Source organism: Mesoterricola silvestris (assembly GCF_030295405.1).
Taxonomy (GTDB): Bacteria; Acidobacteriota; Holophagae; order Holophagales; family Holophagaceae; genus Mesoterricola; species Mesoterricola silvestris.
On record NZ_AP027080.1, the window covers coordinates 2,325,191 to 2,339,468 of the forward strand.

Here is a 14,278-nt window from a genome sequence, read left to right on the forward strand (position 1 = left end):
ATGAAGAAGTCCCTGCTCACCCCCGAGGAAACCGCGGCGCTGATCCGGACGGGGCGCTTCCTGGCCCTGGCCGCCGACGAGGCCGTGCTCCGGGCCCTGCCCCGGGGCAACTGGGTCGGCGGCACCACCCCCTACTTCGTGGGGGACGAGGGCGGCCTCATGTCCCGGGAACGGGTGCACGTGGCCGAACTGGCCGAGGCCGGCACCGCCGCAACCCTCGTGGACTACGACCTGGCGGGCCTGACCGGCATCGCCGGGGACGGCCCCGACAACGGGTTCACCTTCGTCATCATCCCGGCCCTCAGCGCCCTGCACCAGGCCTACGCCTCGGGCGCCGACGAGTACCCCGGCATGTTCATGACCCCCCTGGTGGGCTGGATCGCCGGGGTGCACCTGGACGATCTGGGCAAGGTCAGCCCCAAGGTGATCAACGGCCTCACCGGCAAGATCTCCGACGCCATGGCCGTGGCCATGCACGTGCCCCTTCCGCCCCGCCAGCTGGCCATGGTGCGCATCCTGAACCTCTTCCACCCCGGGGACGGGGATGTGCTGACCTTCCCCGAAGGCGGCTTCACGGTCACGGATTGCTTCGTGAACGGAAAGCCCGCCCGGTTCGCCGAGTACGTGGAGGCCAACCGCCTGGACCTGGCCCGCCCCCTGGTGGCCGACTACAACGGCGCCCGCATCAACACCTCCTTCCAGGCCGTGGAGGGCGGCAAGGTGCGCTTCTACGCCCCCGTCTTCACCGGCGTGGAGTACCGCCACGCCGCCCCCGTGGGCGACTACGTCCACGAACTGGAGGCCCTCGCCGCGGACCTCCACGTGGCCCCGCGCTTCTCCTGCAACTGCATCCTGAACTACCTGTACGGCAAGCTGGAGGGCCGGAGAACCGGGGACCTCACCGGGCCGGTGACCTTCGGCGAGATCGGGTACCAGCTGCTGAACCAGACCCTCGTGTATCTTGAAGTGGTCAACAAGAATTAGTCTGCCTTCTCCACCCACACGCCCAGGAGCTGCACGCACACTTCCACGGCCGCGGCCATCCATTCCAGCGACACCCACTCCTGCACGGAGTGGAAGCTCTGGCCCCCCGCGAAGATGTTGGGGGTCGGCAGCCCCATGTAGGAGAGCCGGGCCCCGTCCGTGCCGCCGCGGATGGCCCGGCGGATGGGGGTGATGCCCTGGCGGGTGACGGCCTCCAGGGCGTAGTCCAGCACCTTGGGATCCTCGGCGATCTTGTAGATCATGTTGCGGTACGATTCGCGGATCTCCAGATCCACGGCGGCGCCGGGGAAGCAGCCTTCGGCGTCCCGGGCCACCCTGCGGAGGACGTCCTCCCGGGCCGTGAGCTCCTCCTCGGTGAAGGCCCGCACCAGGAGCTTGAGCTCGGCCCGGGTCACGTCGCCCGTGAGGGCGAAGGGGTGCAGGTAGGGCTGGCGGTCCTCGGTGGTCTCCGGAAGGGCGTCGGGGGGCAGGAGCTCCATCACCTTGCCGGCCACCCGCAGGGCGTTGACCATGACGCCCTTGGCGTACCCGGGGTGCACGTCGTGGCCGGTGATGGTGAGGATGGCCGTATCCGCGCAGAAGGTCTCGTCCTCCACCTCGCCCAGCACGGAGCCGTCCAGGGTGTAGGCGTACTGGGCCCCGAAGCCCGCCACGTCGAAGTGCTCGGTGCCCCGGCCCACCTCCTCGTCGGGGGTGAAGCCGATGCGCAGCTCCCCGTGGCGGAACTCTTGGTTCCGCCGGAGCCAGGCCAGGAGCGTCAGGATCTCGGCGATGCCGGCCTTGTCGTCGGCGCCCAGGAGGGTGGTGCCGTCCGTGGTCACCAGGGTGTGGCCGACGCACTGGGCCAGGGTGGGGTTGGCGCCGGCCCGGAGGACCTCGCCGGCCCCCAGGACGATGTCGCCCCCCGGGTAGTCCCGGATGATCCGGGGCTTCACGCCGGCGCCGGGGGTGGCGTGGTAGGTGTCCAGGTGGGCGATGAAACCCACCACCGGGACCCGGGCGTGGCCCGCGGGGAGGTTGGCCGGGACCCGGGCCGTGACGTAGCCCCATTCGTCCATGGCCGCGTCCGCGCAGCCCAGGGCCCTCAGCTCCTCCACCAGGATCCGCGCGAGGTCCTTCTGCTTTTCGGTGGAGGGAAAGCAGGTGGCGTTGTCGTCGCTCTGGGTGTCCACCGCCACGTAGCGGAGGAATCGGTCCAGGAGGTCCTGCTTTTCGGAGGGGTCGAGTTTCCAGAGGGTCATGGCGGGACTCCCGCGCCGGACCGGGCCGGCGGTTGACGGGCCCCGGGGAACCCGGGGCGAAGACGTGGATTCCCATAGTTTACCCGGGCTCTCCGGGCGCGAGGCGGTGGAGAGCCCGGTCGAAAACCTGAAGGGATGGAAAAATCCAAGGGGAGAGCATGGGAGGAGTTGCCCCCTCCCACACGCTCCCGTTTCCACGTATCGTCTTGGCCTTCAAAGGGCGATGGATTCGTGGGTGGACGTCAAGCCCCCATCACTGATAGGTGATCAAGACATTGATCGGCCGGCCGCCATGGGCCATGTCCCGGTGGACCTCGGCCGTCTTCAGGGCGTCCTCGTACCTGGCCCAGGGTGTCAGGGTCATGCCGTACCCGCATCCAGGCTCCTTGCACCGGAGATAGAACTTCTTCTGGTGCCCGGACACTTCCTCGGCGAGCGTCCTGGATGGGTCCAGGCCCCGGAGAAGGGTGGGTCCGTCCACGGATGCGCCCTCGCCTCCGTGGCCTTCGCAGGCCTGCAATGCGCCGGCGCCCGCGCCGACGGATACGAGGGAAGAGAGGGCGAGTCGTTTCAAGAATTTCATGGCCACTCCTTTGGAGTTGCAGGGTTAATGGGAGGCTTACCCGGGGATCGGGCAGCCTTTGGCCGCACCCCGGCGGGTGGGGAACGGTGGGTTAGCGCCGGAACCGGAGCCTCCCGCCGGAATCGACGGTGAAGCGGAGCCGGTGCCCGGAGGCGAGGGTCCTGGGTGCGTCCCGAATCAGGTCTGCGCTGGGATTCGCCACGGTCCCCGTCATGGGATTCACGACCTTCCATATTACAGGCTCCATGGAACGGGGTTTCCCCTGGGCGGGGCCCGAGGGCCGAAGGGCGATGATCACGTGGCCTCCCGGGAGCGGCAGCAGACCATGGATGGCCGGGGGGCGGATATCGCGCCCCTCCAGGCCGCCGGGCCCCGGGGGTGAAAGCCTGATCACCGGATCCGCGCGTTTCGAGCCATCCTTGACCACCCAGAGCACCCCCGCACCGAGGGAAACGATGATGGACGCCCCCTCCACCCGGACGGGGTGGTCCAGGAATGGCGCGAGGCCGGCCAACCTTGGGGCAAGGTCCATGACCGCGCCCTTGCGGACGCCCTTCCGGGGCAGGAAGACGGGGCCGTCCAGTTCCAGGGGCACAAGGCCCTGGGGCTTGAGCGAGGTTGCTTCGTCAAGCTTCCACAGGGAACAGGGTGAGACATCGCCATGATGCTGGAACCCCAGGATGAAGTTGGTCGCGAAAAACCCCAGGTCCGGACCCGTCTCGTTCAGGGTCAGCGGAAGGCCTTTCAGATCGCCCTCGGCCCATGGACGGTCCAGAACGGTGGAGTGGTCCGTCCAGGTGCCATCGGGAAGCCGCCGCGCCAGGAGGATCCGTTGACCATCCAGGCGCAACGCCGAGGCCACGCCCTTGCGCATGGAGACGCCGATGGAGCCTGGAGGGGCCTCGATGGTCACAGTGTTCCCCCCCTGGCTGACTTTCATCCGTGAGCCGGGAAAGGCCGACTGCACCAGGCGGTCCCCATCCCAAAGCACCTGGGGATGGGGAGCCGCGACGAGGTCCCGCGGCGCCGCCTGGCACACCATGGCAACCGGCAGCGCCGGAATGGCCCACAACGCGGGGCTCGGGAAAACGGATCCTTTGGGCATGGCTTCTCAATCCTCGGGGCAGCGGTCAACGCAGCGGGTGTGATTGAGGATGGCCACCATGACGCACTGGTTCGCGGAATTGGCATCCCCGGGATAGAGGTCGCGGCAATCCCGGACGGCGCTGAGGTATTCCGAACGGCACTGGTCCAGGCATTCCTGGCGCGTGGTGGCCTGGAGTCCCATGCCGGCCCAGGAAAGGGCGACGAAGGTCCAGGCGCGAAGGCGGGTCTGGGTGAGGTTCATGATGCGCTCCAGGGATGGGTTCAGGATCCGCGAATGGCCTCGCCATCCGGCCGTGGGGAGCGGATGGGGGTCAGCCGTCGATGCACTGAATCTGTCCCGACTGCGCACCGGGTTCCCGGGGTGGATGCCTTCCCGGATCAAGGCCCCGCCAACGGCAATGCAGGCGCTTGAACGCCCCTTCAGGGCAGCGCGGGAAACGCCAGGCGGAAGGTGGTCCCCTTGCCGGGGAAGCTCACCACGTCCACGGTGCCGTTCTGGGCCCGCATGAGGGCGCGCACCGAGGCCAGCCCGAGGCCGGTGCCCTTGCCTTCGGGCTTGGTGGTGAAGAAGGGGTCGAAGATGGATTCCTGCACCTCGGGGGAGATGCCGTGGCCGGTGTCGCTCACTTCCAGGATGGCGGCGGAGGCGCCCTCGGCCGTGGTCCCGGAGAAGAGGCGGATGGCCACCGCGCCGCCCTGGGGCATGGCGTCCTTGGCGTTGCTCACCAGGTTCACCAGCACCTGTTCCAGGGTGGCGGTCTCCACCAGGGCGGGGCAGGTGGCCGGATCGATGCCCAGGGACAGGGTGATGGTGTCGGGGAGGAGCATGCGCATGATCTCCCGGCTCGCGGCCAGGGCCTCGGCGATATCCCGGGCCGTGCTGCCCCGGGGCGTCTCGCCCCGCCGGCCGAAATTCATGAGTCGCTGGGTGGTCTGGCTGGCCTTTTCGGAAATATCGATGATCCGTTGCACGTCCCGGCGGCTGGGTTCCTGCCCCTGTTCCAGGTGGGCGTGCAGCAGTTCGGCGGAGCCCCGCAGGGCCCCCAGGAGGTTGTTCAGGTCGTGGGTCAGGCCGGCCCCGAGGGTGGCCAGGGTGTTCATGCGCTCGGTGCGCAGGAGGGTCTCCTGGGCCCGTTCCAGGGCCTGGGTGCGCTGGGCCACCCGCTGCTCCAGGTGGGTGTTGGAGGCCTGCAGGTCCCGGATGGCCTGGAGCATGCGCAGCACCAGGAACACGACCAGGATCAGGAAGATGCCGAAGGTCTCCCGGGTCACGGCCTCCGGCCGCCAGGCCAGGATCCAGGACAGGGCCGCGATGCCGGCGGCCATGGGCAGGTAGGGCAGGGACCGGAAGAACCGCCAGGGCCCCTCCGTCCGGGGATCCCCCCCGTCCACGGAATGGGGCGTCCATGCCGCCAGGCCCTGGCACAGGGGAATCAGCCCGGCGATGACGATCCACCCCTCCCGGTTCACCCGGGGCGGCAGGCCCCACAGGGTCCAGAGGGTCAGGGAGGCCAGCCAGGCCAGGGCGGAGGCGGCGAGCCAGCCGAAGGCCCCCCGGGCCCGGCCCAGGTGGCCCGAGGTGATGTACACCACGCCCCCACCCAGCAGCGCGGCGTTCAGGTAGGCCAGGAACACCCGGAACCCCATGCCCGTGCCCGCCGAACGCAGGGAGGTCTGCACCCCCATGACCCACAGAAGCAGGAGGAGCGAGGTGGCGAAGATGAGGCTGTCCAGGAACTGGCGCTTGCCCCTTCCCCGGCGCTCCCGGGGCCTGGGAAAGCTGAGGACGCCCACCACCACCAGGGCCCCCGTGGCCAGGTTCAGCGCCGAGGTGAGGCCTTCCAGGGGAGGGGGCAGGCCCAGGGCCGCCAGGGCGGCGAGCGCGAGATTGGCCGTGTCCGCCAGGGCCGAGGCCCCCAGGAAGCCCCAGGCGGTGCGCTCGGCCCCGGAGGTCTTCCAGGCCCGCAGCAGGAGGCTCAAGCAGGCCAGGGCCTCCAGGAGCCCGTAGGCCATGGGCCAGGCCCGCTCCCGCAGATCCGGCCCCGAGGCCAGGTGGGCCAGGACCGCGGCCGCCCAAAAGCCCGCCAGGGCCAGCCTGGGGATCAGGGGAGCCACTGGGCGGCTGGGCGTGCGCGATGCGGGCAAACAAAACCTCGAAGGGCCGCGGGCCCTCCCGGGCCCGGGAAACATGAACCATTATGTCCCAGGAACCCGGGCCCAACCGTCGTCAGTTTTTCCGGGTCTGGATGCGCGTCCCGCCATAGATGCCCCGATGGCCCACCAGGATGTAGGCCAGGAAGGAGGTGATCACCAGGGGCCCGGCGAATCCCCCTCCGAACAGCTCGATCCCCATGAGGGTGGAGGCGATGGGCGTGTTGCTCGCGGCGGCGAACACGGCGATGAACCCCACGGCCGCCAGGAAGGGCCCGGGCAGCCCCAGGGCCGGCGCCAGGGCGGTGCCCAGCAGGGCCCCCATGACGAACAGGGGGGTGACCTCGCCCCCCTTGAAGCCGAAGCCCAGGGTCACCACCGTGAAGAGGAACTTGGCGGCGAAGGCCCAGGGGGGCACCGGCCCGGTCCCCTGGAAGACCCGGGGGAGCCACACCGTGCCCAGGTTCAGGAAGTCGGTGGTGCGGAAGGCCAGGGCCAGGGCGATGACGGCGCAGCCCCCCAGGCCCGCCCGTAGGTAGGGGTGGAGGGCCCGGGTGCGGGCCGCCAGGCGGTGGGTCAGCTCGGAAAAGCCGCCGGCCACCAGGGCCACCGGCACCGCGAAGAGCGCCAGCTTCACCCCCAGGGCCGGCGTGAGGCCCAGCGCCGCGGGGTGGACGTGCGGGTGGGCCGCCCCCAGCAGGCGGCAGATGCCGTCCCCGGCGAGGCTGGCCATGGTGCACACCAGGAGGCCCTCGTAGTGGATCTTGCCGATGGCGATGACCTCCATGCCGAACAGGGCCCCGGCCACCGGCGTCCCGAACAGGGACCCGAAGCCCGCGGACACGCCGGCCATGAGCAGGAGGCGCTGGCGGCTGCGGGTGAGCCGGAGCCAGGGCCAGGGGAGCTTGCCGATGGTGCGGGCCAGGCTCGCGCCCATCTGCACCGCCGTGCCTTCCCGGCCCGCGGAGCCGCCGCCCAGGTGCGTGAGCAGGGTGCCCGCCAGCACCAGGGGCGCCATGCGGGAGGGCACCCGGCCGTGGAATTCCAGCACCTCGTCCAGGATGAGGCCGCTGCCCCGTTCGGATTCCCCGCCCCAGCGGCGGTACAGCCAGGCGCTGGCGATGCCGAAGGCCGGCAGGAGCCCCACCAGCCACAGGTGCCCCGCCCGCAGCCGCAGGGTCCCCTCCAGGAGCCACAGGAAGGCGAAGCTCGCCGTGCCGGCCAGCAGGCCCACCGCCGTGCCCATCCCCAGATCCCAGGCGATCCGCTCCGCCCTCCACCTCAGTCCGACCATGTTCCCCCCGGGCCTTGCAACGTAGGCGCCATCAGCCGGAAAGGGCGGTTAGAGGGTGGACACCATCACCTGAGGGGGATTTTATACCATGGAATCCCGCCGGAAATCCCCTAAACCACCGCCCGCTTCCCCCCCTCTCAGGGGCAACAGGGAGGAACCCATGACCATGCCCCCGCCGATCTCGCGTATCGCCATGGTCCTCGCCGCCTGCATGACCATCGCCTCGGCCCAGGCCCCCCGGGGGCCGCGCACCGACGCGCCCGACCACATCCGGCGCTCCGCCCGGGACGAGGCCTGGAGCCGGCGCCTGCGGATCTCCCAGGCCCGCCGCAGCGCCCTTTGGGACGCCCGGATCCGCAGGGAGCTGGGGGGGGTCCCGGACTAGCCGGGTGGTCCTCCCACCGGCAGGTTCACCTTCACCGTGGTTCCCCGCAGGGGCCCGGTTTCCACCTGGATGCTGCCTCCGGCGGCTTCCACCAGGTGGCGTGCCACCGTCAGGCCGAGGCCCCGGGCGGGGGGGCGGGTGGTGAAGGTGGCGTCGAACATCCGCTCCCGCACGTGGGGGGGGATGCCGGGGCCGGTGTCGCCCACTTCCAGCACCAGGTGGGGCGGGTCGCCGGGGGCCAGGGCGGTGCGCACGAGGATCTCGCCCTGGCTGGGCAGGGCCTCCCGGGCGTTGCGCAGGAGGTTCATGAGCACGGGTTCCAGGTGGCCGGGACTGAGGGGCAGGGTGGGCAGGCCCGGCTGGAGGTCCCAGCGCAGGGTGATGCGGGGGCCGGCCAGTTCCTCGGCCCAGGGGCGGATCCGCTCGGCCACGGTGTTCAGGTCCAGCAGAAGATCGGGGGCGGGTTCCCGGAGGGCGGCCCGGGCGGCCTGGTCCAGAAGGCCGGAGAGGAGGCCTGCGCAGGCCTGGGCTTCCCGCAGGCGGGCATCCCCGGGGGGGATGGCGTCCAGGTGGGCGCGCAGGTTCTCCAGGGGCGTGCGCAGGGCCCGGGCAAAGGCGGTGGCCAGGGCGGCCGTCCAGTCCTCCCGGGCCCGGGCTTCCGCCTCCCGGCGCCCGCGGAGGTCCCCGGTGATGTCCCGGAAGGCGCCGAGGCGACGGCCCCCGGCGTCCCGGCCCAGGGTCCAGGCGGTGCGGATCCAGGCCCCGGCGGCGGTGCGCAGGCGGGCTTCCAGGGAGGCCCGGGGCGCGTCCAGGGCCGCGCGCAGGGCCGGGGCGTCCTCCGGGTGGACCAGGGCCAACAGGGCGTCCAGGCTGCGGGGCAGGTTCCGGGCCCCCAGGCCCAGCAGCCCCTGGGCGGTTTCCGAAAGCGCCACCTCCTCCCCGGTCCCGTGAAGGAGCACCAGGCCCGCGTCCGCGGCGGCCTCCAGGAAGGGGCGCTGGGCCTGGATCACCTGTTTCATGCGTTCGGCGCTGCGCTCCCGGTCCGTGACGTCCCGGAAGCTGAAGACCCTTCCCACGGTCTCGCCCCCCAGGCGGCAGGGGCGGCCCGTGCCTTCGATCTGGCGGTCCTCCAGGGATTTCAGGAGCCCCAGGGGCTCCCGGCCGGACAGGGCGCCCAGGTGCCGCACCTCGTCCAGGAAGGCGCCCGGGTCCTGGAAGTGGTCCACCAGGAACTGGATCACCTTGTCCATTTCCAGGGTGGCCAGGAGGTGCTCGGGGATGCCGCAGAGGCTCATGAACTTGCGGTTGTAGGCCGTGATGCGGCCCGCCAGGTCCTCCACGAGGATCCCTTCGGAGGTGGCGTCCAGGACGGCCCGCAGGAGCGAACCCAGGCGCCCCCGGGCGCCCTCCGCCTCCTGGAGGGCCGCGGCGCGGCGGGCCTCCGCCAGGGCGCGGCGCACCTGGAAGGGCAGCCGGCCCAGGCGGTCCCCGGGCAGGACCTCGGTGGCGCCCGCGCGCAGGGCCTCCAGGGCCAGGTCCTCCCCGGCGCCGCCCAGCAGGAGCACCGGCACCCCCGGGTGCAGCCCCAGGGCCTCCCGGAGGGGGGCGAGGTCCTCGCGCGTCTCGAACCCCAGGAGGATCAGATCGAAGGGGATCCCCCCCCGGAGGGCGCTCCCCAGGGCCGCGGCGTTGGCCACCCAGGTGGATTCGCAGGGAAGGTACGCCCCCTCCAGGAGGGCTGCCGCCTCCTTCGCCGCCTCCTCCCGGGGCGTCAGGTGGAGGACGCGGGCCCTCATGGCCGGCCCCGGAGCCGCGCCTCCAGGGCCCGGCCCCGCACGGATCCGGGGTTGAGCTGCAGGGCCGCGTTGAGATGGGTCCGCGCCCTGCGCAGGCTGGCGGCGGCATCCTGCCCGTGGGCGGCCTCCCATGCGGCCCGCACCAGCCAGGCTTCGCAGGCGCTCTGGGAGGCCGTCCAGGCGGGGTGGTCCGTGAGGGGCACCCGGGCCAGGGCCTCGTCCAGGGAGGGCCGGGGATCCAGGTTCCTTGCGGCCTCGGCGCGGGCCTTGAGGATCAGGGCCTCCCGCCGCAGGTCCAGGAACAGGAGGGGCGCGGGATCGGGGGACCTCAGGGCCTCCCCCAGGGCCGGCCCCGGTTCCTCGCCCCGCTGGAAGGCGGCCTGGGCCTGCAGCCAGAGCACCGCCATGCGGTCGGTGGCCAGGGCCCGGGTGAGGGGCTCCTTCAGCCGCGTGCCCTGGAAGATCATGGCCTCGTCCAGGTCCCGGCGCCCGTCCTGGCCCAGGTCCCGGAGCCGCAGGACCTTGAGGATGCGCAGGCCCAGCCAGTCGTCCTGCAGCCGGGGGTCGCCGGGGTCCCGTTCCAGGGCCTGCCGGCACTGGGCCTCCCACGGGGCCAGGGTCCCCAGGCCGAGGCGGCCCTGGTCCAGCTGCAGGGCGGCCAGGTTGCGCGCCGAAACCAGGGTGGCGTGGTGGGCCAGCCCATCGCTGGGAGCCAGGGCCAGGGCCCGCCGGGCCACGTCCAGGGCCTCGTCGAACCGGGCCTGGGCCCCGGGGAAGTCCCCGCCTTCCATGGCCGCCTGGCCCAGGGTTCCGAGGCTGGCGCAGGCCAGGGCGGAAGCCTCCACCCGCCAGGGGTTCGCCTTGGCCTCGGCCAGGCCTTCCGCGGCCGCCTTGAGATCGTCCCGGCGCACCCGGGCCATGAGGGCCTGGCCGTAGGTTTCGCCCTCGCTGGCGAGGCCCCGGCCCCGGTGAAAGAGGGCCTCCAGGCGCCCGGGCTCCGGGGGCGGGCCCCCGCCTTCACCCAGGGCCGCCTCGGTGCCCAGTGCGCAGGCCAGGACCCGGGCGCTGGCGGGGCCCCGGTCGCCGGCCTCCCAGGCCTGCTCGGCCTCGGCGCGGGCCCGGCCGAAGTCCCGCAGCACCAGGCAGGCCTGGGCCAGGGCCAGGTGGCCGGGGCCGGAAGCGGCCGGTCCCAGGGCCTTCATTTCGGCCCGGAGGGCGTCCATGCGGGAGCGCACCCGGGCCAGGGCGGGCCGGAGGTCATGGGGGGGCTGGGCCCGCTCCAGGCGCAGATCCAGCTCCATCTGGCGGGTTTCCACCTGGAAGCGGTGGGCCAGGGTGGCCGCCCGGGACTGGGCCAGGCCCAGGCCGAGGGCCGTGGCCGCGCTGCCGCAGAGAAGGCCGCCGGCGCCGAGGGCATAGGGCAGGACGGCGGCCGCGCGGGATCGCCACCGCCGCCAAAGCCGGCCCAGGGGCCCCGGGAGGGACGCGTCCACCTTCTCTCCGTTCCGGAAGGCCCACAGGTCCTCGGCCAGTCCGGCGGCCGTGCCGTACCGGAGTCCGGCGTCGGGCTGGAGGCACTTGACGAGGATGCTCCGCAGATCCCGGGGCACCTCCCGGTTCTGGGGCAGCTCGATGGCGCGCTTTTTGGGCACCGGCCCGCCGGAGGTGGCCACGGAACCCCCCGGGGGCCGGCCGTACAGGAGGTAGTGCAGGGTTCCGCCCAGGCAGTACACGTCCGTGGCCGGGCCGATGCGGGAGCGGTCCCCCCGGAACTGCTCCGGGGCCATGTAGGCGGGGGTCCCGATGATGCCGTTGCCGGCGGTGAAGGCCGGCTCGTCCAGGGCCAGGGCCAGGCCGAAATCGCAGATGTAGGGCACCCACCGGCCGTCGTCGCCCCGCTCCAGGAGGATGTTGGAGGGCTTGAGGTCCCGGTGGATCAGCTTGAGGCGGTGGGCGGCGTGGACGCCCTCGGCCACCTGGGCCAGGAGGGTCACCGCCTCCTCCGTGGCCAGTTCCCCCCGCGCCTGCTCCAGGTTCAGCCCCCGCACCAGCTGCATGGAGATCATGACCGTGCCGTCGGAGACCTCCACGTCGTACACCCGGCAGATGTTGGGATGGGCCACCCGGGCGTGCACCTGGGCCTCGTGCATGAACCGGATGACCGCGGTGGGCTCCATGTTGCGCAGGACCTTGAGGGCCACCACCCGGTGGAGCACCAGGTCCCACCCCTCCATGACCTCGCCCATGCCGCCCTTGCCCAGCAGGGGGCCCAGGACGTACCGGCCCAGGCGCGGGCACTGGGCATCCAGCCACATGGGCTGCAGGTTCAGGGCAGGGGGGGGCATGGAAGGCCTGATGAGCTTATCATTACCCCAGTATGCTGCGAAGGAGACTCAATGCCAGCGAATTGATGGAGGCGATTTGAATTTTCCCGCGTTGAATCTGGAATACATCGACTTATGCAAAATTATGCCCTTTTGCTGAAATCCATCCGGGTCAGGAGGGCGATCACCTCCCGGGATGCCACCGTGAAATCCTTATCCAGAAGGGCTTTCGCCAGGTCCCGCTGGCCCTGGGCATGGGTGGTGAGCACCCGGGCCGCCAGGGTGTGGAACTCCGCGTGCCGGCCCCGCAGGACCGGGAAGTCGGGGAGGTGGGAGCAGCAGGCCTTGCCGGGGCCGTGGATCCATTTCCCCAGGCTGCAGCGGTCGTCGCAGCCCACCACCTCCGGGTCCAGGTTCTCGTCGCTGCGCCCGTCCAGAACGTTCCGGAGCCGCCCGGACCAGGCCTGGTGGGCCGAGACGGCCCCCAGCACGTCCAGGGTGCCGTCCCGGGATTCCTGGTTGAACACGGAAGCCTCCTGGGCCAGGCGGTCCGAGACCTTGGCCAGGTCCGAAAGGTGGGAGATGGTCTCCTGGACCGTGGCGGCCAGTTCCACCGCGCCCGCGGCGTTCTGCTCGCTGGTGGCGCGGACGCCCTCCGTCTGGTGGGCGATATCGTTGCCCGCCTTGGCCTGCTCCCGGGACGCCAGATCGATCTCCTCCATCTGCCGGGCCAGGGTGGACACTTCCACCAGGATGCGCTCCAGCGCGGCGGAGGTGCCGGCGACCTTCGCGGCCCCGGTGCCCACGATTTCCCGGGTGTGGGCGATGAGGGCCTCGATTTCCCGGGCGGAACCGGCGCTGCGCTCGGCCAGCTTGCGCACTTCCTCGGCCACCACCGCGAAGCCCTTGCCCAGTTCGCCCGCCTTGGCCGCCTCGATGGCGGCGTTCAGGCTCAGGAGGTTGGTCTGGTTGGCGATTTCCTGGATGACCCGCACCGCCGAAACGATGCGCTCCATGGCCTGCTGGATGCCCTCCATGGCGTCGGCCGTTTCCCGGCCGTAGCCCGTGCCCAGGGCCGCTTCCGACTGGGCGGAGGCCGCCCTCACCAGGGCCTCCTCCACGGTCCTCGCCACCTGCTCCACCGAGGCGGAAAGCTGGTGGATCGCCGCGGAGGCCTGGTCCATGGCCCCCCGCTGCTGTTCGCTGCCGGAGGCCACCTGATCGGTGGCGCGCTGGGTTTCCCCGGCCCCCGCCACCAGCTGCCCCGCCAGGGTCGCCACCTGGGCCGAGGCGCCCTGGATGGAGCGGATGATGCCTCCCAGGTGGTCCTGGAAGCCGTTGAAGGCCCGGGCCAGGCCGGCGATCTCGTCCTGGCCGTCCGCGTCCAGGCGCTGGTTCAGGTCCTTGCGGTGGATGGCGTCGGCCAGTTCCACCAGGGGAAGGGTGAGGCCCGCGGCCACCGTGCGGATCAGCACCCCGGTGAGGGCCAGGACCGCCCCCACCACGGCCAGGAACACCCCCAGGGCCACCTGGGCGGAGGCGGCCTCGTCCTTCACCTGGCGCTCGAGGCGGCCGGCCATGGCCACCTCCGCGGCGCGCAGCTTGTCCATGCGCTCGGTGGCCGTCCGGAACCAGTCCGCGGCCGTGAAGGGCCAGGGCCCGGCGGGGCGTTCCAGCAGGGCCGTCCGCAGGGCCCGGAGGGGATTGCCCGCCAGGACCTCCTCCAGGTCCTTGCGGTCCGGGAGCAGGGAAGCGGCGTGGTCCAGGCGGTCCTCCTGCAGGGCGGCAAGGGCCGCCAGCCTTCCCTGGGCGGCGGGGCCCAGGGAACCGGCGGAAACCGCCGCCATGCCCGTGGCCCGCTCCTGTCCGGCGGCTTCCTTGGCCCACTGGAGCCTTTGGAGGGCCTGGGCCTCGGGTCCCGCGTGGAGAAGATCCAGCCCATCAAGCAGGGATGCGATTTCCCGGCCCAGGGCGGCGAGGGCGTCGGGGACGGCCAGGGCATGGGCATCCACCTGGGTGCGCAGGGGGGCTAGCCGCGCGGACAGGTCCGCCGCCCCGTCCCCCAGCGCCCGGAGCGCCCGGTCCGTTTCCCCCCGGGCCGCGGCCAGCTCGGCCGGGCTCGTGGACCCGGAAAGGAAGCCGGAAGTGCGCCCCCGCTCCCCCTGCAGGGCATGCACCAGGTCGCCCGTGGCCACGCACCGCAGGGCCAGGGCCCGGGTCCCGGACGCGGCGCGGGCGCGGTTCCACAGGGTGCCCGCCCCGAAGACGGCCAGGGCCGCCAGGAGCGTCAGGATGGGCACCAGCAGGACCGCCAGCTTCCGGCGGATGGTGAAACGGCGCAGGGCTGCACGGGCAGAGGGCTTCACGGCCATGGGCGTCCTTTCGGGGTTAC

Annotated in this window: 11 protein-coding genes and 1 riboswitch; of the genes, 2 read left to right on the top strand and 9 right to left on the bottom strand. The window is 72.0% G+C overall.

The window, feature by feature from the left end; all coding sequences use genetic code 11:
* Complete coding sequence (locus tag R2J76_RS10075) at nt 1-984, top strand: DUF6976 family protein (RefSeq protein WP_316415720.1); 984 nt, start codon at nt 1-3, stop codon at nt 982-984.
* Here the strand turns inward: R2J76_RS10075 and pepT are convergent.
* The 6 genes from pepT to R2J76_RS10105 all read right to left on the bottom strand — a co-directional run bounded on the left by pepT (nt 981) and on the right by R2J76_RS10105 (nt 7,381).
* Complete coding sequence (pepT, locus tag R2J76_RS10080) at nt 981-2,246, bottom strand: peptidase T (protein ID WP_316415721.1); 1,266 nt, start codon at nt 2,244-2,246, stop codon at nt 981-983. The two genes, R2J76_RS10075 and pepT, sit on opposite strands and share 4 nt — an antisense overlap.
* A 253-nt stretch (nt 2,247-2,499) precedes the next feature.
* Complete coding sequence (locus R2J76_RS10085) at nt 2,500-2,829, bottom strand: hypothetical protein (protein ID WP_316415722.1); 330 nt, start codon at nt 2,827-2,829, stop codon at nt 2,500-2,502.
* Between the two features lie 91 nt (nt 2,830-2,920).
* A complete protein-coding gene (locus R2J76_RS10090; protein WP_316415723.1) occupies nt 2,921-3,742 on the bottom strand; it encodes a hypothetical protein in 822 nt (273 codons plus the stop codon).
* 198 nt (nt 3,743-3,940) lie between these two features.
* Nucleotides 3,941-4,177 (bottom strand): hypothetical protein, encoded by a 237-nt coding sequence (locus tag R2J76_RS10095; protein ID WP_316415724.1) that lies wholly within the window; start codon nt 4,175-4,177, stop codon nt 3,941-3,943.
* Between the two features lie 179 nt (nt 4,178-4,356).
* Entirely contained in the window at nt 4,357-6,081 is a 1,725-nt protein-coding gene (locus R2J76_RS10100; protein ID WP_316415725.1) for a sensor histidine kinase, read from the bottom strand.
* Nucleotides 6,082-6,163: 82 nt separating this feature from the next.
* Entirely contained in the window at nt 6,164-7,381 is a 1,218-nt protein-coding gene (locus R2J76_RS10105) for a chloride channel protein (RefSeq protein WP_316415726.1), read from the bottom strand.
* A gap of 15 nt (nt 7,382-7,396) precedes the next feature.
* Nucleotides 7,397-7,460, bottom strand: a riboswitch (Fluoride riboswitch).
* A gap of 81 nt (nt 7,461-7,541) precedes the next feature.
* On the opposite strand from R2J76_RS10105, the gene R2J76_RS10110 reads away from it, so the two are divergent.
* Complete coding sequence (locus tag R2J76_RS10110) at nt 7,542-7,766, top strand: hypothetical protein (RefSeq protein WP_316415727.1); 225 nt, start codon at nt 7,542-7,544, stop codon at nt 7,764-7,766.
* On the opposite strand, the gene R2J76_RS10115 is transcribed toward R2J76_RS10110, so the two are convergent.
* The 3 genes from R2J76_RS10115 to R2J76_RS10125 all read right to left on the bottom strand — a co-directional run bounded on the left by R2J76_RS10115 (nt 7,763) and on the right by R2J76_RS10125 (nt 14,258).
* Complete coding sequence (locus R2J76_RS10115) at nt 7,763-9,562, bottom strand: ATP-binding protein (protein ID WP_316415728.1); 1,800 nt, start codon at nt 9,560-9,562, stop codon at nt 7,763-7,765. The genes R2J76_RS10110 and R2J76_RS10115 overlap by 4 nt on opposite strands.
* The gene (locus tag R2J76_RS10120) at nt 9,559-11,907 is read right to left on the bottom strand and encodes a serine/threonine-protein kinase (protein ID WP_316415729.1); all 2,349 of its coding nucleotides are present in this window, start codon (nt 11,905-11,907) and stop codon (nt 9,559-9,561) included. Before R2J76_RS10120 ends, R2J76_RS10115 begins: the two co-directional genes overlap by 4 nt.
* Before the next feature lie 122 nt (nt 11,908-12,029).
* On the bottom strand, nt 12,030-14,258 hold the full coding sequence (locus R2J76_RS10125) for a methyl-accepting chemotaxis protein (RefSeq protein ID WP_316415730.1): 2,229 nt from the start codon (nt 14,256-14,258) through the stop codon (nt 12,030-12,032).
* Between the last annotated feature and the right edge of the window lie 20 nt (nt 14,259-14,278).